The 20,044-nt window shown below is 61.7% G+C and carries 15 protein-coding genes and 2 pseudogenes; 16 read left to right on the top strand and 1 reads right to left on the bottom strand.

Annotated elements, in window-relative coordinates; translation table 11 throughout:
• Positions 1-106 precede the first annotated feature (106 nt).
• The 11 genes and pseudogenes from NKH83_RS25035 to NKH83_RS31720 all read left to right on the top strand — a co-directional run.
• Positions 107-1,075 carry an NUDIX hydrolase gene (locus NKH83_RS25035; RefSeq protein WP_023722073.1) on the top strand — a complete coding sequence of 323 codons (969 nt, stop codon included), beginning with the start codon at positions 107-109 and terminating at the stop codon, positions 1,073-1,075.
• Positions 1,076-1,141: 66 nt separating this feature from the next.
• Positions 1,142-2,116: a quinolinate synthase NadA gene (nadA, locus tag NKH83_RS25030; RefSeq protein ID WP_352610560.1), complete on the top strand. Its 975-nt coding sequence runs from the start codon at positions 1,142-1,144 to the stop codon at positions 2,114-2,116.
• Complete coding sequence (locus tag NKH83_RS25025) at positions 2,113-3,654, top strand: L-aspartate oxidase (RefSeq protein WP_352807980.1); 1,542 nt, start codon at positions 2,113-2,115, stop codon at positions 3,652-3,654. Before nadA ends, NKH83_RS25025 begins: the two co-directional genes overlap by 4 nt.
• On the top strand, positions 3,654-4,508 hold the full coding sequence (gene nadC, locus NKH83_RS25020) for a carboxylating nicotinate-nucleotide diphosphorylase (RefSeq protein WP_352807979.1): 855 nt from the start codon (positions 3,654-3,656) through the stop codon (positions 4,506-4,508). Before NKH83_RS25025 ends, nadC begins: the two co-directional genes overlap by 1 nt.
• Before the next feature lie 95 nt (positions 4,509-4,603).
• Positions 4,604-5,602, top strand: a complete 999-nt coding sequence (bioB, locus tag NKH83_RS25015) for a biotin synthase BioB (protein ID WP_352807987.1) — start codon at positions 4,604-4,606, stop codon at positions 5,600-5,602.
• Entirely contained in the window at positions 5,599-6,738 is a 1,140-nt protein-coding gene (locus tag NKH83_RS25010) for an 8-amino-7-oxononanoate synthase (protein WP_352807978.1), read from the top strand. The genes bioB and NKH83_RS25010 overlap by 4 nt, the downstream gene beginning before the upstream one ends.
• A gap of 11 nt (positions 6,739-6,749) precedes the next feature.
• Positions 6,750-7,385 (top strand): dethiobiotin synthase, encoded by a 636-nt coding sequence (bioD, locus tag NKH83_RS25005; protein WP_031194973.1) that lies wholly within the window; start codon positions 6,750-6,752, stop codon positions 7,383-7,385.
• Complete coding sequence (locus tag NKH83_RS25000) at positions 7,385-8,650, top strand: adenosylmethionine--8-amino-7-oxononanoate transaminase (protein WP_352807977.1); 1,266 nt, start codon at positions 7,385-7,387, stop codon at positions 8,648-8,650. The genes bioD and NKH83_RS25000 overlap by 1 nt, the downstream gene beginning before the upstream one ends.
• Entirely contained in the window at positions 8,647-9,630 is a 984-nt protein-coding gene (gene bioZ, locus NKH83_RS24995) for a 3-oxopimeloyl-[acyl-carrier-protein] synthase BioZ (protein ID WP_352807976.1), read from the top strand. The genes NKH83_RS25000 and bioZ overlap by 4 nt, the downstream gene beginning before the upstream one ends.
• Positions 9,631-9,690: 60 nt before the next feature.
• Positions 9,691-9,997: pseudogene (locus tag NKH83_RS24990) on the top strand (aspartate 1-decarboxylase); the annotation flags it as partial.
• Between the two features lie 29 nt (positions 9,998-10,026).
• Positions 10,027-10,233: pseudogene (locus NKH83_RS31720) on the top strand (NrtR DNA-binding winged helix domain-containing protein); the annotation flags it as partial.
• 722 nt (positions 10,234-10,955) lie between these two features.
• Here NKH83_RS31720 and NKH83_RS24985 read toward each other — a convergent pair.
• A complete protein-coding gene (locus NKH83_RS24985) occupies positions 10,956-11,996 on the bottom strand; it encodes a S46 family peptidase (RefSeq protein ID WP_502895618.1) in 1,041 nt (346 codons plus the stop codon).
• Positions 11,997-12,271: 275 nt separating this feature from the next.
• Here NKH83_RS24985 and groES point away from each other — a divergent pair, with 275 nt between their 5' ends.
• The 5 genes from groES (at position 12,272) to NKH83_RS24955 (ending at position 20,034) form a co-directional block, all read left to right on the top strand.
• Complete coding sequence (gene groES / locus NKH83_RS24975) at positions 12,272-12,568, top strand: co-chaperone GroES (RefSeq protein WP_352453535.1); 297 nt, start codon at positions 12,272-12,274, stop codon at positions 12,566-12,568.
• Between the two features lie 64 nt (positions 12,569-12,632).
• Positions 12,633-14,288 carry a chaperonin GroEL gene (gene groL, locus NKH83_RS24970; protein ID WP_352566725.1) on the top strand — a complete coding sequence of 552 codons (1,656 nt, stop codon included), beginning with the start codon at positions 12,633-12,635 and terminating at the stop codon, positions 14,286-14,288.
• Between the two features lie 435 nt (positions 14,289-14,723).
• Complete coding sequence (locus tag NKH83_RS24965) at positions 14,724-14,882, top strand: hypothetical protein (protein ID WP_352492851.1); 159 nt, start codon at positions 14,724-14,726, stop codon at positions 14,880-14,882.
• Between the two features lie 829 nt (positions 14,883-15,711).
• Positions 15,712-16,794, top strand: a complete 1,083-nt coding sequence (locus NKH83_RS24960; RefSeq protein WP_352452638.1) for an HPP family protein — start codon at positions 15,712-15,714, stop codon at positions 16,792-16,794.
• Positions 16,795-18,378: 1,584 nt separating this feature from the next.
• Complete coding sequence (locus NKH83_RS24955) at positions 18,379-20,034, top strand: MFS transporter (RefSeq protein ID WP_352807975.1); 1,656 nt, start codon at positions 18,379-18,381, stop codon at positions 20,032-20,034.
• Positions 20,035-20,044: the final 10 nt, after the last annotated feature.

Here is a 20,044-nt window from a genome sequence, read left to right as displayed (position 1 = left end):
AGAGCTAAAAATGGCCGTGCAGCTGTGCGGTGTTGACGTGCGGACAGGCGCGCTTACACTTAAATCGATTCAGGCGCCCCCGAGCTGGCCAACCACTTTCGCGAACATGGACGATCAGGCAAAAGGACCCAGGAAAGACAGAGCCGCCGTCAAGGCCGACGAAGTCAAAGTGGACCTGATCGCCTTTGTCGTCGCCGTAAACGACAGTGAACCCTGTGTCCTCACCATCGGCCAGGCGGACACCCTTCCCTCCGGACCATTTGCGCTTGAGCACCGATCGCTGCAATCCGGTTTGAGGGGGTGGGTCGAGCAGCAGACCGGCCATCCGCTGGGGTATATTGAGCAACTCTACACCTTCGCGGATCGGGATCGCATCGGCGCCGAGCGCCAGCAGCGCGTCATCTCCATCAGCTATCTCGCATTGACCCGCAAGGAACAGGCAGCTGGCTCGCCCAAGTGCGGCTGGCAGAGCTGGTATGAATATTTTCCATGGGAGGACCACCGCTCCGGCACGCCTCCGGTCGTGCTGGACGTTCTGCGACCGCGCCTGATTGAATGGGCAGACGGCGTCAGCGACGCGGCCACGCGACGTGAACGCTGGCAGCGGGCGACGATAGCCTTCGGCTTCGACGACCGCCTTTGGAACGAGGAACTCACGCTTCAACGCTATGAGTTAGTCTACGAAGCAGGCCTGGTCCAAGAGGCCGGAAGCGGACGGGACGCGACGCTGCCTCCGCTGGTGCCCAGCAAGTCTATGGTCGCCGATCATCGCCGCATCGTGGCGACCGGCATTGCGCGGCTGCGCTCCAAGATCAAATACCGGCCGGTCGTCTTTGAGCTGATGCCGCCGGTCTTCACGCTTTTGCAGCTGCAGCGAACCGTGGAGGCGCTTGCCGGCAGGCTCGTGCGTAAGCCGAACTTTCGCCGGCTGATCGAGCAGCAGGAGCTGGTCGAAGAGACCGGAGAGGCAACCGCGGAGACCGGCGGCCGGCCAGCGAAGCTTTACCGGTTCCGCCACGCCGTTCTCGACGAGAGGGTCATCGCCGGGACAAAATTGCCGCTGGCGCGGGGTTGACATCGCTTATACTCACAGCAAGTATATGCTGGTTATTTTCAACTAGAGTATAAGCTGGAGGGGTCGATGAGCGCCGTGCTGCCTGCGACCGCGTTTCTCTACGAGCGCGTCCGACGAGTGATCCCGCCGATCGAATGGCCGGCTTTCGTCGAGGATATCGAGGCGATCCTTGCACTGAAGCGCGAGCGCAACGCCATCATCCTGGCGCACAACTATCAGACCCCCGAGATCTTCCATTGCGTGGCCGACATCGTCGGCGACAGCTTGGCACTGGCCCGCACGGCTGCGACGATCGAGGCGCAAGTCATCGTGCTGGCCGGCGTACATTTCATGGCCGAAACGGCCAAGCTGCTCAATCCGCAAAAGACGGTGCTCATTCCCGACCTGCGGGCAGGCTGTTCGTTGGCGGAATCGATCACGGCAGAAGACGTGCGCTTGATGCGCCAGCGTTATCCCGGCGTGCCGATCATCACTTATGTCAACACGTCGGCCGAAGTGAAAGCCGAGTCGGATATCTGCTGTACATCCGGCAACGCCAAGGCGGTCGTCCAATCCCTTGGCGTTCCCCAGGTGATCATGTTGCCGGACGAATATCTGGCCCAGAATATCGCCGCCCAGACCGATGTGCAGATCATCGCCTGGAAAGGGCATTGCGAGGTGCATGAGCGCTTTACACCGGCCGACATCCGCGAGTTGCGCGAAAGCCATCCCGGCGTGATCGTGCTCGCGCATCCCGAATGCCCGCCCGACGTCGTGGCTGAAGCAGATTTTTCCGGCTCGACCGCTGCCATGTCCGACTATGTCGAAAGGCAAAGGCCGGCACGTGTCGTGCTGATGACGGAATGTTCGATGAGCGACAACGTCGCGTTAGCGCACCCAGAGGTCGAGTTCATCCGGCCCTGCAATTTGTGCCCGCACATGAAGCGGATCACGCTTGCCAACATCCGCATGGCGCTCGAGCAGAACCACCATATCGTAACCATCGAACCCGGGATCGCCGGGCGCGCGCGGCTTGCGGTCGAACGGATGCTGGCAATTTGAGCGCCGATGTCCGCAGCTTCTTGGGGCGGCCCATCATCATCGGCGGCGGCATCGCCGGACTGATGACCGCGCTTCAACTGGCGCCGGAGCCGGTGCTGCTTCTGTCCAGGACGCTGCTGGGAGCTGACAATTCGAGCACCTGGGCACAGGGTGGTCTGGCTGCAAGTTTCGGCGAAGACGACGATCCGGAACTGCACCTGGCCGATACGCTTGCCGCCGGGGATGGTCTCTGCGACACAGACGTGGCGAGCCGCATCCTCCAAGCCGCGCCCAAGGCGATAGAGGGGCTTGCGGGCTTTGGGGTTCCCTTCGACCGTACGTCGAAAGGATCACTGTGCCTCGGATTGGAGGCCGCACACAGCCGACGTCGCATCGTTCATGCGCATGGTGACGGCACCGGGCGTGAGATCATGCGTGCCCTGATCGCGGCTGTGCGTTCCACTCCGTCGATTGTTGTCGTGGAGGGCGTGGAAGCGCGCCGACTGGCGGTGCGAGAGAATGCGATCCGAGGCGTCTGGGCGAGCGGTTCGATAGGACCTGTCTTCTTCGGCTCACGGCGGGTCGTCCTCGCCACCGGTGGGATCGGGGGACTGTTTCTCGACACCACCAATCCTTCGGGCAGTTGCGGACAGGGCCTGGCGCTTGCGGCCCGCGCTGGAGCTGTCCTTGCCGACCTCGAGTTCATCCAGTTCCACCCGACCGCGCTTGACGGCCCGGAACGCCCTATGGCGCTGGTCAGCGAGGCCGTCCGCGGCGAAGGTGCTGCCCTGATCGACGAAACCGGCCAGGCTTTTCTCCAGAGCGTGTCAGGGGCGGAACTTGCGCCTCGTGATGTCTTGGCGCGCGCCGTCTGGAACCATCTTGCCAACGGCCACCGTGTTTTTCTCGACGCGCGGCAACGGCCTGGCCCGGAATTTGCTCGACACTTCCCGACAATTGCATCAGCCTGTCGTGGAGCCGGCATCAATCCCGCGCGCGATCTCATCCCCATTCGTCCGGCCCAACACTACCACATGGGGGGCGTTGCCGTGGACGGCTCCGGTAGGACGTCCGTCAAGGGGCTGTGGGCCTGCGGCGAAGTCGCTTCGACAGGACTGCATGGCGCCAACAGGCTCGCCAGCAATTCCTTGACCGAGGCCGTCGTGTGCGCGCGCTGGGTCGCTGAAAGTGTCGCCGGAACGCCTGCTCGCAGAACAAGGCCTGCGGTTGCGGACGTTCACCCATCGCCCGCTCCGACGCCCGTGCGTGTTTTCCTGTCGCGCGCACTCGGCATCGTCCGGGATGGTGAAGGTCTGAAAGCAGCCGCATATGCCTTGTTGCCGCTCGCCGAAAGCAAGGACGCGGCCTCGGATCCGGCGGCTGTCGGGCTAATGATCGCGGTTGCCGCCCTGTTGCGCGAAGAAAGCCGCGGCGCTCATTACCGGACAGACTTTCCTCATCATGCGACTGTCGCCCGACGGTCCGAAATCACCCTCGAAGCCGCCTTGGCCGCTGCGCGGGAACTCGGACACTCGCCAAGCCTCGAAGGGGCAAAATGATGACGCTCTCACCGCTTCCCACGGTCATGCTTGAGCCGCTTGTAAGGGCAGCTCTTCTTGAAGACCTTGGCAGAGCCGGCGACTTGACCACGGAGGCCATCATCCCGAAGGCACACCAAGCGGGAACCGTGCTGGCGGCGCGCCAGTCCGGAGTTGTCGCCGGCCTCGATCTGGCGATGCTCGCTTTCCGCTTGATTGATCCTGATGTCGAAATTTCGGTGGAGCGGGCAGACGGCTGCAATGTCATGGATGGAGAGGTCATTGCATCAGTGGTTGGCCCTGCCCGGGGCATTCTCACAGCCGAACGGACGGCACTCAATTTTTTGTGCCATCTGAGCGGCATCGCTACAGCAACGGCATCGATCGTCGCTGCGGTTCGTGGATATGGCGCGAAGATCGTCTGCACGCGCAAGACGACGCCCGGATTGCGGGCAGTCGAAAAATATGCCGTGCGCGCAGGTGGCGGATCCAATCACCGCTTCGGCCTCGACGACGCAATTCTGATCAAGGACAACCACATCGCCATCGCAGGCGGCGTTCGCCCGGCGCTCGAGCGAGCACGAAGACGGGCCGGTCATCTCGTCAAGATCGAAGTCGAGGTCGATACGCTGGCCCAGTTGGAGGAGGTACTTGGCTTCGCTCCCGATGCGGTTCTGCTCGACAACATGTCCCTCGCCGATCTTCGCCGCGCCGTCGCAATCGTTGGCGGCCGTGCTATCACCGAGGCTTCTGGCGGGATCGCATCCGATACAGCGCGAGCGATTGCCGCGACCGGCGTTGATCTGATTTCGGTCGGCCGACTGACCCACAGCGCGCCGATCCTGGATATCGGCCTCGACTATTGGGGCTCATGATTGTCTGAGGAACGAACAGGATCGAATCAACTGTCCTTTCCGATCGTCGTCAATCAGACAGCAAAGCAAGGCAGAACCGGAGGAACAGCATGGACATGCAAACAGCCAGTCCAACGCAGACATCGCCACAGGCTCAATCCCCTGACCCTGGAGCGTGGACCCTGGAGAAGGCTCAGGCACTTCACGATGCCCCCTTCAACAATCTCCTCTTCCTCGCGCAAACCGTGCACCGCCAGAATTTCGATCCCAACAAGGTCCAGCTCAGCCGGCTGCTCAGCATCAAGACGGGCGGATGCCCGGAGGATTGCGGCTATTGCAGCCAGTCGGCGCATCACGAGACCGGCCTGAAGGCGTCGAAGCTGATGGAGGTCCGGCGCGTCGTCGCCGAGGCGAAGAAAGCGCGTGACGCCGGCGCAACCCGCTATTGCATGGGCGCGGCCTGGCGAAACCCCAAGGCGCGCGACATGGATGCGGTGGTGGCGATGGTCGAAGGCGTCAAGGCGCTGGGCATGGAGACCTGCATGACGCTCGGCATGCTCGATCGTGAGCAAGCCGCTCGACTGAAGCAGGCTGGTCTCGACTTTTACAACCACAACATCGATACGTCGGAACGCTACTACAGCGAGATCATCAGCACGCGCAGCTTTGCCGACCGGCTCGAGACGCTCGAGCACGTTCGCCAATCCGGCATCAAGGTCTGCTGCGGCGGTATTGTCGGCATGGGCGAGGAGCCGGTGGACCGGATCCACATGCTGGTGACGCTGGCCAACCTGCCGGAACATCCGCAAAGCGTTCCGATCAACATGCTGGTTCCGATCGCCGGCACCCCGCTTGCCGACGCCAAGCCGATCGAGCCGATCGAATTCGTGCGCGTCATCGCGCTGGCGCGCATCATGATGCCGAAATCGCATATCCGTCTTTCCGCCGGCCGTACGGCCATGACCGACGAGATGCAGGCGCTGTGCTTTTTTGCCGGCGCCAACTCGATCTTCGTCGGCGACACGCTGCTGACGGCGGACAATCCCGGTGAGGACAAGGATACCCTGCTGTTCCGGCGCCTTGGCATCGAGCCGATGGAACTCGAGGCGCAATGAACGGGGCACCGCTTGCCCGCTATGAGGCGACCTTGCTGGGACTGGCGCGCAAGGACCGGCTGCGGACGCTGAAGCCGCGCGCCGGGCGCGACTTCTCGTCGAACGACTATCTCGGGCTTGCCGCCTCCAAAAGACTTGGCGAAGCGGTTGCGGCGGCGATTGCGCGTGGCACGCCGGTTGGCGCCACCGGGTCGCGGCTGTTGCGCGGCAATGCGCCGGAACACGAGCAGCTCGAGGCAGACGCGGCGGCATTCTTTGGAGCCGACCGCGCGCTGTTCTTCGGCAGCGGCTACATCGCCAACTTCGCTCTGCTGACGGCGCTGCCGCAGAAGGGCGACCTTTTGATCCTCGATGAGCTCGCCCATGCCAGCATGCATGAGGGTGCGCAGGCCGGGCGCGCACAGTTGGTGCTGGCCGCGCACCACGACGTCGATGCTGTCGAGGATGCGATCACACGTTGGCGCGCCGAAGGCGGCATGGGATGCGTCTGGATCGCGGTGGAAAGCCTTTACAGCATGGATGGCGATTGCGCGCCTTTGGAGAGCCTGGTCGCGCTTGCCGATCGGCACGACGCATTCATCGTCATTGACGAGGCGCATGCCACCGGCGTCTGGGGACCGGACGGCCGGGGGCTGGCCGCCGCTTTCGAGGGCCGCGACAACATCGTCGCGCTCCACACCTGCGGCAAGGCGCTCGGCGCATCTGGTGGGCTCGTGACCGGGCCGAGGACACTGTGCCAGTATCTGATCAACCGTTGCCGGCCATTCATCTACGCCACAGCGCCATCGCCGCTGATGGCGGTCGCGGCGCGCGAAGCGCTCGCAATGCTCGCCGACGAGCCTATGCGGCGTGTTCAGCTACATGAACGCGTTGCCCTCGCAGGCCGCCAATTGGTCGATCGCTGCGGCGTCACGCCCAGCGGCTCGCAAATCCAGCCATTTGTCATCGGCGATGTCAGGCGCACCATGGTAGTGTCGGCGCGCCTGCAGGCCCGCGGCTTCGACATACGCGGCATTCGTCCGCCGACCGTGCCCGAGGGCACGTCACGGCTGCGCATCTCACTGACGCTCAATATCGGCGAAGCCGACATTTCCGCCATGGTCGAGGCGCTCGTCGAGGTGTTGGCCCAGACATGACCGGAGGCGACATGACCAAGCGCATCGTCATCACCGGAACAGACACCGGAATTGGCAAGACGGTGTTTTCGGCCGGGCTTGCCGGCCTGCTTGACGGTTTCTACTGGAAGCCGGTGCAATCGGGCCTCGACGGCGAGACCGACAGCGAGGCGGTTGCGCGACTTGCCGGGCTGCCGTCGGGGCGCGTGCTGCCGGAAGCCTACCGCTTGAAGAGCCCGCTTTCGCCGCATCGTTCGGCCGAAATCGACGACGTTTCGATCGAGGCTGCCGATCTTTCGTTTCCGGTCCTGCCGACACCGCTCGTCATCGAAGGCGCCGGCGGGCTGATGGTGCCGCTGAACCGCCGGACAAGGTTCATCGACATATTCGAGCAATGGCAGTTGCCGGTCATTCTGTGCGCCCGCACCGCGCTCGGAACAATCAATCACACCCTGCTGTCGATCGAGGCCCTGCGGGCGCGCGCTATCCCGCTGGCTGGCATCGCCTTCATCGGCGATGAGATGACCGATACGCAACGGACGATCGTGGAATTCGGCGACGTGCCGCAACTCGGCAGGCTGCCGCACCTCGATCCGCTGACGGACAAAACGCTGAGACAAGCGATGATTGCCGGCTTCGACCTCGCTTTGATTGCCGGAGGCGGATGATGCGGCAATCCCGTGTGTGGCATCCCTTCACCCAGCACGCGCTCGAGCCGGCGATCCCTGAAATCGTCCTGACTGAAGGCGCGTATCTCCACAAAGCCAATGGCGCGCGCATTCTGGACGCCATTTCCTCCTGGTGGGTGGTCACCCATGGCCACCGCCATCCCCGCATCATGAAAGCTATCGAGACGACCGCCTCGAGCCTCGACCAGATCATCTTTGCAGGCTTCACGCACGAGCCAGCCGAATGCTTGGCCAAGGCGCTTGTCGGACTCGCTCCCGCCGGACTCGACTGGGTGTTCTATTCCGACAGCGGCTCGACCAGCGTCGAAGTCGCGCTGAAGATGGCGCTCGGCTATTTCCGCAACATCGGCGCGCCGCGCTCGCGCATCGTCGTCATGGAGCACAGCTATCATGGCGACACGATCGGCACGATGAGCGTCGGTGCCCGTGGCGTGTTCAACGCCGCCTACGAACCCTTGCTGTTCGAGGTCGACACCATTCCCTTCCCGGCCGCCGGCCGCGAGCAGGAAACGCTGGATAGATTCGAGGCCGTCAGCCGCGACCGGCGCGCCGCCGGGCTGATCGTCGAACCGCTCGTGCTTGGCGCCGGCGGCATGCTGATGTATCCGGCCTGGGTTCTGTCCGAGTTGAAAAACATCACTGAGGCCTCCGGCACACTGCTGATCGCCGATGAGGTGATGACCGGCTGGGGGCGCACCGGAACCATGTTCGCCTGCGAGCAAGCGTCCATCTCTCCAGACATCCTGTGCACCTCGAAGGGCCTGACCGGCGGTGCCGTCCCGCTGGCCGCTACGCTCGCCACCGATGCCATCTTCCAGGCTCACTATTCGGCGGATCGCAAGAAGACGTTTTTCCACTCGAGCTCCTACACCGCCAATCCGATTGCCTGCGCGGCCGCACTCGCCAATGTCGAAATCTGGCGCGACGAGCCGGTGGCCGAGCGTATTGCGGCCTTGAGCGCGAGGCAGGCCGCCGGACTTCAACGCTTTCGCCACAATCGCTACTTCACCGATAGCCGGGTGACCGGCACGATCGCGGCCCTCGACCTGCGCGCCGGCTCTGCCGGCTATCTGGCCGAGATCGGGCCGAAGCTGCGCGCATTTTTCCTCGAGCGCGGCCTGCTCGTGCGCCCGCTCGGCAATGTCCTCTACCTTCTGCCGCCCTATTGCATCACCGGCGAGGAACTGGACGGGCTCTATGACGCCATCGAGGAGGCCGGCGAACGCTTCGGTTCGAAGCCATGACCAGGTCGTCGCGCATTCTCGGGTTTGGCCATCATGCGCCTGGGCGCAAAGTGGAGAATGCCGAGATCGAGAACAATCTCGGGCTCGAACCTGGCTGGATCGAGCGGCGCACCGGAATTCGCTCGCGATTCTGGGCAACGGATGAAGATACGCTGTCTGGTCTTGCCACGCAGGCTGGCGACATGGCGCTGGCGAACGCCGGCATTGCGCGCCACGACATCGGTCTGCTGTTGCTTGCCACCTCGACGCCCGACCATCTTCTGCCGCCCAGTGCACCCCTGGTCGCACACAAGCTCGGCCTTGGCCGCGCAGGCGCGGTCGATCTGACCGGTGCCTGCGCCGGCTTCATCTATGCGCTGATGTTTGCGGACGGATTTACCCGCCTGCACGGCAAAGCGAGCCTTGTTATCGCCGCCAACATCCTCAGCCGCCGCATCAATCCCTCTGAGCGCGCCAGCGCCGTGCTGTTTGCCGATGCCGCCGGCGCCCTCGTGATCGGTCCCTGCGAGGATACTGATCGGGGGATTCTCGGTGCCTCCGTGGATTCGGACGGCTCGCGATACGGGCTGATCCAGATTCCCGCAGGAGGAAGCAACAAGCCGTTCCACGGTGACCTCGACCTCGCGCAAACCCGAATGACGATGACCGACGGCCGCGAAGTGTTCGCAAAGGCCGTCGAGATGATGACCGATTGCTCGATAAGCGCGCTAGCCGCTGCCGGAGTGCGACCACAGGATGTCGACCGGTTCGTGCCGCATCAGGCCAATGCTCGCATTTTCGATGCTGTCGGGAGTAACCTCGGCATAGCGGATCAAGCAATTGTCAAGACGATTGCCGAATACGGCAACTCTTCGGCCGCGACGATCCCGCTCTCACTGTCGCTCGCCAATCAAGCGGAGCCGTTTCGGCCGGGCAAGAAAATACTCCTGGCGGCGGCAGGTGCGGGACTCAGCGGCGGGGCGCTCGTCGTCGGGATTTAGCCCAGCGAAGCTGCTCAACATCAGGACTGACTTTGTGAGATGAATAGGACAACGGGACCAATGCGAAAAATAGTCGCCGGCAAGCTGCACGGCATCCACGTCACCGAAGCAAACCTCAACTACCACGGTTCGATAACGCTCGACCCTGACCACTGCGAAGAAGCCGGGATCCTGCCAATGGATTCGTGGAGACATGGAAGACTTCCGGCGCGCGAATCTCGACCTATGTCATCCTCGGCGAGCGCGGCTCTCGATGCTGCATCCTCAACGGCGCGGCCGCCCGGGACCTGCCAGCCCACTCCATCCATCTGGACGAAGCGCGCATTCCTCTCTGAAGCCGCGGATCGTTACGTTCGTCATCAACAATGTCGTTGGCTTCTCGCCGATGGCAATGCGCTGACGCGGACGGCGTTGACGACTACATCGGCAGGGGCGCTTCAGCAGAACTTTCGCCGGTTGATGGAGCAGCAGGAACTGGTGGAGGAGACCGGCGAAAGTGCTTTTGACACCGGCGGTCGGCCGGCGAAGCTTTATCGCTTCCGCCACCATGTCCTCGACGAAACGGCGGTCGCCCGGACAAAATTGCCGCTGGCGCGGGCTTGACATCCTTTATACTCAACGTAGAAATATACCCTTATAATCAATTCGATTATAACGAGAAATTCATTCGCACCGTCCGAACCCACGGTCTCGCTCGGGAAGCCGTATGAGTGGATCGAAGTGATCTTGGAAATGAAACGCCCGAGGACGGGCTTTCAACCTTTGTCGTGAAGGAGGTGCCGCGCGAGTGGGCCAATGCCTTGCGGCAACGGTGAAGGATGTATACCGCCAGTAAACGCATGCGTCAAAGTCGCTATCGAATGTACAGTTCGTCTAAATGTGCGGTTTTGATTTGTGCAAGTAACACTTGGAGAAGTGTCGCATAAAAGAAACGTTTAATTACATAAAGCAGGGCAAGCTAAACTTTAAATTTGCACAAATGAGCGTAGGGCGCCCTATTCCAGGGCGCCTTTTTTAAGGATTATCATTAGACTCTCTCCCGGGGGAACTGTGGGTGAAGAAACAACGCATCGTCCTGCTGGCAGCTGTTTTGGCGTCTGCCTTTGGCTTTTTTTTGCTGATCCTGATCCTGCAGATGGTCAGTTTTTTGGTTGACTAGGCACGCGCAAGCGGGATGGATCGCGCAGAGACACGCGGAAGTTTTTTTCGCCGAAACCCCGACGACCTGATGGGGAGTCGCGCCAGCAGGGTGGGAGCCACGTCCAGTGCCACCGACCATGCGAGATGCCGATTGTTGGCGCGTCTGTCAGTTCGCGCGGTCATATTCATTCTGGTGCCGATCTGTTGCCTTTTCTGCTTTTCCCATGCGTTTTAGGCCGAGCCAATTTGTGAAGCGGGCGGTCAATGGATCTGCGCCTCGCGATTGCCTGCCGTTGCCTTTTGATCTGGGCGGCATAATCCGAGAGCGAACGCTGCAACCGCGGTTCGAATTGCGCGAAGTTGAACCGGACTTCATCCGCCGTCAGGAACTGGTGGGTTGCGCCGGGAAAGCCGGCGACCATCACAAGGTCGCCTTCCTTGACGCCTGCACAGGCTATGGGTAGCCAACTCTTCGGCCGGTAAGGCACATTGTCGCGCGCATATGGCCGGGAGGAACCATCAGGAGCGACATAGGCGCGATAAAAGCCGAAGTCGCCTGTGTGGCGCGGCCACATCCAATTGTCCGTTTCGCCGCCGAAGTTACCGATGCCGAGCGCGGGCGCATAGACAAGGCGCACGTCCTCGATTTCGAGCTTCTGCTGGAGATAGTAGGAGGCGCCGCCATAATAGGCCCCTACGTCGCACCGGCGATTGGGCTGTCCTTCACATGCGGCGATCAGGGCCTTGCGGTTCGTGGCGAGCCGCTCATATCGGGCAAACCCATTCAGCTTGTCCGAGACGCCCTTGAGTATTTCGGCGGTCACATCCCGCATGTCCTCGATCACATGGATTCGGCTGCCTGGCGCCGCGGGCAATTCTTCACCCAGGGCTCTTCGCCAGAAAGCCGTCTGTGAGATAGTCCTGGCCCTCTTTGCTGTGGTATTGGATGGATTCGAACACGCAGTGATGATTGGTTGCGACCAGCCCTTGTGGACTGACGAACGAGGCGGAGCATCCGCCCAGTGATACGATCGCGTTGAGCGGGTCAGCGTCCAGACGGCCGCATGGCCGCGCCCACTTCCGCAGTCTGGCCCGGCATCCACATACCTTCGTCCGCCGACGTAGCCGTGACCGTCCAGAGCAAGGCGATGGCAGTTGCTTTGGCCAAACATTTCAAATTCGAGTTCATGCTGATGGCGTTCACCTCTCATATTTGTCGCGCGCAACGTTTGCGGATCATCCGCTGCACCAATCGTGCCAAATGAATAAAGCCTTCAGTTACAAATGGTGAGCCGCCCCATCCATGTCCGATCTCCGACGTCTTTCACGTAAAGGGCTCGGTGCTTCCACGCTCGTTTGCTCTTCGCCCGTCCCTCTTCCGTCTTGACTAGCAGGAGCCTACGGCCTATCTCACTGCCGCGTTAGCACTCGCTTCTGGTGAGTGCTAACCACGCTCCGGCAACGGAGAACCGTTCAACATCCGCACCAGGGAAATCCAAAAATGGCAAAGTCGAATTTCCGGCCGCTGCATGACCGCGTGGTCGTTCGCCGCGTCGAGTCCGAAGCGAAGACCGCCGGCGGGATCATCATCCCCGATACGGCTAAGGAAAAGCCGCAGGAAGGCGAGATCATCGCCATCGGTTCCGGCGCCCGTGACGAGGTCGGCAAGCTCGTCCCGCTGGACGTCAAGGCCGGCGACCGCATCCTGTTCGGCAAGTGGTCGGGCACCGAAGTCAAGCTCAATGGCGAAGACCTTCTGATCATGAAGGAAGCGGACATCATGGGCGTCATCGGCTGACACGCCGCCGCCTTCATCCGCACCATCCAATCTGAATTTCGGGCGAAATGCCCAGGAGTAAAAAATGGCTGCCAAAGACGTAAAATTCTCCCGCGACGCTCGTGAGCGCATGCTGCGCGGCGTCAACATCCTCGCCGACGCGGTGAAGGTCACGCTCGGCCCCAAGGGCCGCAACGTCGTCATCGACAAGTCGTTCGGCGCACCGCGCATCACCAAGGACGGCGTCACCGTCGCCAAGGAAATCGAGCTTGAGGACAAGTTCGAGAACATGGGCGCGCAGATGGTCCGCGAAGTTGCTTCGAAGACCAACGACATCGCCGGCGACGGCACCACCACCGCGACCGTTCTGGCACAGTCGATCGTCCAGGAAGGCCACAAGGCGGTTGCCGCCGGCATGAACCCGATGGACCTCAAGCGCGGCATCGACCTCGCCGTCGCCGACGTCGTCGCGACGCTGATCAAGAACGCCAAGAAGATCAAGACCTCGGAAGAGGTTGCCCAGGTCGGCACCATCGCCGGCAATGGCGACGTTTCGGTCGGCTCGATGATCGCGGAAGCGATGCAGAAGGTCGGCAATGAGGGCGTCATCACGGTCGAGGAAGCCAAGACCGCCGAGACCGAGCTCGAAGTCGTTGAAGGCATGCAGTTCGACCGCGGCTATCTCTCGCCCTACTTCGTCACCAACGCCGAGAAGATGGTTGCGGATCTGGAAGACGCCTACATTCTTCTCCACGAGAAGAAGCTCTCCAACCTGCAGGCCATGCTGCCGATCCTCGAGGCCGTCGTGCAGACCTCGAAGCCGCTGGTCATCATCTCGGAAGATGTCGAAGGCGAGGCCCTGGCCACGCTGGTCGTCAACAAGCTGCGTGGCGGCCTGAAGATCGCTGCCGTCAAGGCGCCGGGCTTCGGTGATCGCCGCAAGGCCATGCTGGAAGACATCGCCATCCTCACCGGTGGCCAGGTCATTTCCGAAGACCTCGGCATCAAGCTCGAGAATGTCGGCCTGAACATGCTCGGCCGCGCCAAGAAGGTGTCGATCTCCAAGGAGAACACCACCATCGTCGACGGCGCCGGCAAGAAGGAAGAAATCCAGGGCCGCGTCGCCCAGATCAAGCAGCAGATCGAGGAGACCACCTCGGACTACGACAAGGAGAAGCTGCAGGAACGTCTCGCCAAGCTGGCGGGCGGCGTTGCCGTCATCCGCGTCGGCGGTGCGACCGAGATCGAAGTCAAGGAAAAGAAGGACCGCGTCGATGACGCCCTCAACGCGACCCGCGCGGCCGTCGAAGAAGGCATCGTTCCCGGCGGCGGCGTCGCCCTGCTGCGCGCTTCGCTGGCCATCACCGTCACTGGCGCCAACTCCGACCAGACCGCCGGCATCGCCATCGTGCGTCGCGCGCTGCAGGCTCCGGCCCGTCAGATCGCGGCCAACGCCGGTGCGGAAGCATCGATCGTTGCCGGCAAGATCCTTGAGAACAAGGGGGCAACCTTCGGCTACAACGCCCAGACCGGCGAATATGGCGACATGATCGCCATGGGTATCGTCGATCCGGTCAAGGTTGTGCGCACGGCTCTGCAGGACGCGGCCTCGGTCGCCGGCCTGCTGGTCACCACCGAAGCCATGATCGCGGAGGCTCCGAAGAAGGAGTCGGTTGGCGGCGGCATGCCGGCTGGTATGCCCGGCGGTGGCATGGGCGGCATGGGCGGTATGGATTTCTAATCCAGCCCCCTATCAACCTACAGCGGAAAGGGCGGCAGCAATGCCGCCCTTTTTTGTGTGCCGAGCATGATCGACAGCTTTAGACGTGCAAGTCCTCTACCCAGCCTGATGGCGGCGAAGCGCAACGGCGTCGTCGTGAGACGGGGTCTGGCCGTGTCCTTTCGTTCAGCCGCTGGTCGAAACTCGTGCTGCCTTCCGCCGTGCCGTCGATCTTTACAGGGCTGAAGGCCTTGCCAACGGCTGGCAAACCCTGGTTGCGGTAGAACTCATCGCATCGTTCGAAAGGCTCCGATACCTGATCGCCTATGGTCGTCAGCTCTTTCAATTGGAACTCGTTCTTTCGGCCATGATCGTGGTCGGCCTGACCGGATTGGGACCCACGGCCTGCTCACGCTTGCCTAAAACCATCTGCAACGCTGGCGTCCGGAGACCCAGATGAGCCTGATCACGATTACAGGTCTGGATAGGCTGTCGCACGGCGCTTCCATCGCACCGCCGCCCTTCCGCTTCATCGGCCGACATCTGCGGCCGCTTGCGGAGCCGATGGCGCTGCTCGCGATTTTGGGAGTTGCTCGCCCATGCCGGCGCTGCTGACCCACGTTTTCTACCGCGGCTGGAAGAGGTGGCGGCCGCGGCATGGCAGAGTTCAGCCGAGGTGGCCTTGGCTCCAATCTTCTGGCGAGCCTGGAACGTGACCTGATCGGTTTCGTGTGTGGCAGTGTGGCGGAAACGCGTTTGGTCTGGTGATCGGATTTTCCCGCCTCATCGAACGCCTGAGAGGCTCGTGGTCGCGGTTGTATTACCGCTATTACGTGACCTGATCACGTTGACGATGCCAGCACCTTCATTGGCCACTTTCTGGACCATGTACGTCACATCAGGCTCCCCCGCCCGATCGACACGAGCCGGCTCTGTAACCAAGCCGCCGTCATATAGCGGTTCCACGACGGCACTGGCGGCAGTCGTCTTCTCAGCGGCTACAGGTGGACGTTTCAGCATGACGCCACCGAATCCGATGGTGGCAAGGACAGGCAGACCAAGCACCGCGTAGAAGCTGTACTCCGCTGGAGTTCGCCTCGGAAGTGGAGCGACAAGGGCCTGATTTGTCTTGCCATGCCACATTGTCAGCACGCTTTTCGAAGCCTCTGAATTCCCTAGTGTCCATCCCAGCTCGACCTCCGACCATCCCCATTTCCGGCTGCCCGCGGCACGGCAGCCCTTGGCCTCTAGCTGCGCTCGAGCGGATCAGCGTGCCGTCTGCCTTCTCTGGCCGATCAAAATGTCTGCACCCATTTGGCAATGGCCGTTTCGCGCAAAAGTATTCCCCCGTGAGCCGACTTTCCGAATTGGCTTAACTTCCAAATCTGTGGCTTTGCCTGCATTGCGGAGCGCGGAGTTCCGACCACTCGCCCAAGGGTATGCCATGGCGTTTCGTCTCTTTGTTCCGATCCTTGCCGGTGCAACGCTGCGCGAGCGGCTGCTCGCCTGCATCGGGGCCATGATCGGCATCGCATTGACTGGCGTGATCAGTGCGCTGGCGAACGGGTCTGGCCCACATGTCGCACTGCTAGTTGCTCCAATGGGAGCATCGGCCGTGCTGCTCTTTGCCGTGCCTTCAAGCCCGCTGGCGCAACCTTGGTCGATTATCGGTGGCAATACGATTTCGGCGCTGGTCGGGGTGATCGTGGCGCATTTCGTGCGTGAACCCGTTCTTGCTACCGGCATTGCGGTGGCGCTGGCCATCGCCGCCATGTCGTTCACGCGCTGCCTGCATCCGCCGGGTGGCGCCGCCGCCTTAACTGCGGTGTTCGGCGGACCGGCCGTCTTCAGTTCCGGCTTGCTGTTTCCCTTCGTTCCGGTAGCGCTGAACTCGATCGTGCTGGTTGCACTCGGCTACGGCATCCATAAACTGTCGCGGCGCAACTATCCACATGTGGCGGCCCCCGCCCTTAAAAGCGCGCATGGAACCATCGATCCGCCGGCGCGGGAGCGGGTCGGCTTCCAGCCCGAGGATATCGATGCCGCGCTCGGCGCGCTGGAGGAAACCTTCGATATCGACCGCAACGATCTTGAGCGGCTGCTGCGGCAGGTCGAGTTGCAGGCGATGGTGCGCTCCCACCGCACCCTGCTGTGCGAGGACATCATGTCGCGCGATGTGATTTCGGTCGATGAACATGCGCCTGCCGACCAGGCGCGTCATTTGCTGCTCGATCACAACATCCGGACGCTGCCGGTGACCGACGCCGACGGCGGGCTGGTCGGTGTAGTTGGCCTGCGCGAGCTGACGAAGGCGACCGACGCGGTGAGGGCTGTAATGTCGAAGGCTGGCACCGCCTCTCCCGATACGCCGGCGATGAGCCTGCTGCCGGTGCTCACCGACGGCCGCAGCCATGCCGTGGTCATCGTCGATGCCGAGCGACGCATTATTGGGCTGATCACCCAGACCGACCTGCTGGCAGCGGCAGCGCGCGTGCACATGGCGGACACAACGCTGGCAGCGGCATAAAATAGTGATCCGGACTTGCTCAATCCGGGAACCCGACGGGGCGCCAATAGGATAGTGGTATTAAGTGCGGCCTTCCGCCTAAGACAATTCCTTTTTACGAGTAGATCAACCCTGAAACGCGACCGCGTGCTCAGGCATCTGGTTCACGTAGGCCAAGTACGACTGCAACAACGGAACACTCTTCAACCTTGCCGGTGGCCAGAGCCAGTCCGCTATGTCGACCAAAGGCGCGGACTACAAATGGAACCATCTGGTGGACGGCTCCTCTGCAACGATGGTAGCGCGGTTCGCATGTCCAAGGCTGGCTTGAAGCTCTACGTCGCGGGTTGAATGATCCTTGGCAAGGTCGCGACTCAGACGCCGAGGACCCGGTTCGCAATTCCATGCAGGTGGTCCTTTCCTTTGGTTCCTGCATTTCGCCTATGGTGAGGCGCCGCCGACTCCCGTCATGCATCACGCCGACGACCGCCGCTTCCTCGCCGCGCCAAGGGTTTGACTAGGCCGACGATAGACCCTGAGATAAGCAATTCCGAAACGATGTGGCTTCCTTGCGCGAAGTCGGCTCTGTCGAACAGCGATGTCAACATGATCCTGAGTTCCGAGGGTTCGCCGCGCATCAATCCTATAACCTTGATGACGTTCCTGACTAGGAGGATGAGGCTGCTCCAACACGTCCACGGTGTTAGGAATTGCCATTGCACGAGTTGATCTCGGACTTCTTCGTCGCGCGTCGCCAATTTCCAGCCCAATACCGCGCCTACGCTTGGTACCCGAACCACGCGCCCTATCGCCCTCATGCCCACTTCGAGGACCCTCCAGGATCGGGCCTGTTCGGATAGGTGTGGGAGGCCGAAGCATCAGAGGGAACGGCCAGACGCTACCATGCGGATGCGCCATCTGCCGAAGAGCCGTACCGTTACCTTCGTCACTGTGCGGAACGCGGGGCGACCGCCGCGTCAGCCATCCGGCTTTGGGTGTCATTTCTCCCCTGGCGGAGTCCACCGCCCCCGACAAAAGCCTGACCTTTGCCAGTCTTCTACGGGCAAGCGTTCGCGCCAAAAGTTCAAAGCCGCGTCCATAACATTCAACAATGAAAGCCAGCCTCATCAGATCGAGCAGAAAGTCGTCGATGGCATGTGTGAGCGCGTCAGACTTTTGTTCAAGCTGAAGCAGCAAGGCGCGCGCCTCTTCGATCGCGGCCCGGCAACCGTCTGCGTATATCAGCAATCAATCCTGTCTAAGATCTGCAAGCCCTCACCTCGCCCCAAGCCAGACTCAGCGCATCGAACGCCGTTGGAGAGAGTTTCCGACGAAAGAACATCGTCGCGTTTCGCGAAAAGGCATCGCTCGGCAAAGTGCCCGTTGATGAAGCATGCTGTGTCAAACGACAAGCAAGAATCCGGGCTCCACCCCGTGATGTCTTCGAAGGCGGGGTGAGCCGGCTCGGGCATGCGTCTCGGCCGCAACCCTTAATCACGAGGAACTGTGCCGCAAGGCAAACAGTTTCTCTCTATTCTTCTAGCCGCCACGGTTCAGCCTAGATTACATGGGAAACGGCAATAACGCAAAGCAAAGGTTGGCAAAATGAGTAGGGTGGCTGGATCAAATGATGATTTGGCTGCACCAACGACCTTTGCGCCACTTTTGCAGCCCACCTTTCGTTCGATCTGGCTCGCCACGCAAGTCTCGAGCCTCGGCTGGTTGATGCAGACTGTTGCCATCAGTTGGCTGATGGCTACCATCTCGACTTCCGATCTGATGGTTGCGCTGGTGCAGGCTTCATCGAACCTGCCCGCTTTCATTTTGTCCGTGTTCGCCGGGGTTCTCGCTGACAATTTCAGCCGTCGCAGGGTTATGTTCGCGGGCCGCTGCCTTATGGTGATAGCATCTGCGATGCTGACCGCTGTTGTAGCGCTGGGCTTTCTCGACCCATGGATGATTCTCGGCTTCAGCTTTTTAATCGCATGCGGCGGCGCTCTCAACGATCCCGCCTGGCAGGCGTCGGTTGGCGATATGGTGGACCGGCGCGATGTTCCCGCTGCCGTTACCCTGCTTTCCGTTGGCTTCAACACCGTACGGACCGTGGGCCCGGCGCTCGGCGGCATCGTGGTTGCCTCCTTCGGGCTTTTGGCCGCTTTTACCGTGACCACCCTCACCTATTTGGTACCCTTGGCCACCATATGGCGCTGCAAGTGGAAGGTCCGCTCGTCGCCTCTTCCGCGCGAGTCGATGAGGAGGGCCATCTATGACGGGCTGCGCTTCACGGCGATGTCATCGGAAATCAAAGCGGCGATCGCACGCGGAACCCTCTTTGGCCTGGCGAGCATCGCCATACTCGCGCTGCTGCCGCTGATTGTCCGCGACCAGTTGGGAGGAGGCCCGCTCGCCTATGGCACGCTCATGGCAGGTTTCGGAACAGGCGCGGTCTTCGCCGGCCTCTCCAACAGCCTGTTCAGACGGAGCTTGTCGCAAGAAAAGCTGATGAGGCTCTCCTGCGTCGCCTGCGCGGCGTGCTCCCTCTCCCTGGCGCTTACCTCTTCGATCGGCGTGGCGGCAATTGCACTTGCTTTGGGCGGCGCAGGCTGGGTCACTGCCTGGTCCGGGGTTGGCGTGAGCGTGCAGCTGGCAAGCCCGCGCTGGGTCGTGGGGCGCACGATCTCCATCTACTATGCATTGATAGACGGCGGCATAGCGGCCGGCAGCTGGGTGTGGGGCACCGTTTCCCAGAACAATTCGCTGACCTGGGCGCTAGAGGGTTCCGCTGCGGCCCTGCTGCTCGTTGCTGCAGCCGGCGTTCTGTTTCCTCTTCGCGAGCGCCGCGAGTCCGAGCCCGATCCTTTGGAGGAATTCGACGCCCCAGCTGTCGCTCTCAGTTTGAAGCCGAGAAGCGGCCCGATCGTGGTCAAGATCGAATATCTGATAGCCGAGAGAAATGTCGAGGCCTTCCTCGACCTCATGCGGCAGCGGCGTCATGTACACAGCCGCGTCGGTGCTCGGAACTGGACGCTCCAGCGCAACCTTCAGAAGCCTATGCAGTGGACAGAAACGTTCCGAACGCCGACCTGGACCGACTACCTTCGCCTCAATCATCGTCTCACGGAAGTAGACAAGGAACTGGACGAGCGTGTCTTCCAGTTACACGCGGGAGAAAAAGCGCCTCAAATGACGCTTTCGATTGAGCGGCCGACAAGCTCGGCCCGGAAACCCGACCAGTCAATCCTTCACCTTCCCCGTCATTGAAGCCTGACCT

It is taken from the genome of Mesorhizobium sp. M0909, from assembly GCF_040319515.1.
In the GTDB taxonomy this organism is placed as follows: domain Bacteria; phylum Pseudomonadota; class Alphaproteobacteria; order Rhizobiales; family Rhizobiaceae; genus Mesorhizobium.
The sequence above is the reverse complement of the archived record's forward strand: the minus strand, read 5'-3'. Positions and strand labels throughout refer to the sequence as shown.